This is a genomic window from Streptomyces sp. HSW2009 (assembly GCF_040240285.1).
Taxonomy (GTDB): Bacteria; Actinomycetota; Actinomycetes; order Streptomycetales; family Streptomycetaceae; genus Streptomyces.
Window position 1 is genome coordinate 1 of record NZ_JBEHZD010001073.1, and the last position, 919, is coordinate 919.

A 919-nucleotide genomic window follows, 5' to 3' on the forward strand; every position below is an offset into this window, starting at 1 on the left:
GGCGCTCACGGGTGGTGGGGGGGTCCGTTCCCGGGGGCGGGCGCTGCCGGCCGGGGGGGGGGCGGGGGCGGCCGGCGCCGGGCCGGGCCGGGCCGGGTCAGGTCAGGTCAGGTCAGGTCAGGTCAGGTCAGGTCAGGTCAGGTCAGGTCAGGTCAGCGGATGATCGCCACGGGTGCGTCCACCAGGTTCCGGTCGATGGCGAGCTTGCGCCCGCCGTGCGTCTCGGTCACGTCACCCGCGTACTGGTGGATGCGCCGGTGCGGGTGCCAGGCCCGGCGGTCGAGCCACTGCTCGTCGTACAGCGAGGGCCCCACGCCCCAGCGGGCGAACCACATCACCTCCGGCAGGTCCTTCTCCCCCGCCTTCCGCGACTGCTCCATGTGCCGTACGCCGGAGTTGGCGCTGCTGTAGAACCCCGGCACGTACCCCTGCCGGCGCACCTCACGGTTCCAGGACCGAACGAAGGCGAGCGTGGTGCGGCCACAGCGGTAGCGCTGGAAGTGGTACGCCTCCATGTCGAGGTAGAGCGCGCTGCCCCGCACCATGCCGAGCCGGCCCGCACTGCGCACCGCGTCCTGCGCCTCCTGCCGGCCCTGCGCCCAGGCGTTGTCGCCGATCAGGAAGCGCCGCTTGGAGGCCGCCGTCACGCACGGCGACTGCGACCCCACGTAGATCGGGATGACCTCCCAGCCCAGCCCCTTCACCTCGCGCAGCCAACCGGTGCTCAGGTGCTTCTGCGTCTTGCAGTGCCGCCCGCGGCCACCGAAGTAGACGCCGATCCCGCGGTAGGGCGAGGCGTTCCAGGCCCGGATCGTGCTCACCGGCGGCGCCTGGCAGCGGTCGATGGCCCACCCGTGGAAGTTCCGCCGCTGCGCGCCGCCCGCCTTCGCCGCCCCGCGCTCCGGCCGCGGCGCCGTCT

At 73.8% G+C, this 919-nt stretch carries 1 protein-coding gene; it reads right to left on the reverse strand.

Translation table 11 applies throughout. The features are described from left to right. Positions 1 to 152: 152 nt before the first annotated feature. Positions 153 to 919 (reverse strand): DUF1906 domain-containing protein (locus AAHZ94_RS34610; RefSeq protein ID WP_349997634.1); only part of this gene is annotated, 767 nt, incomplete at its 5' end.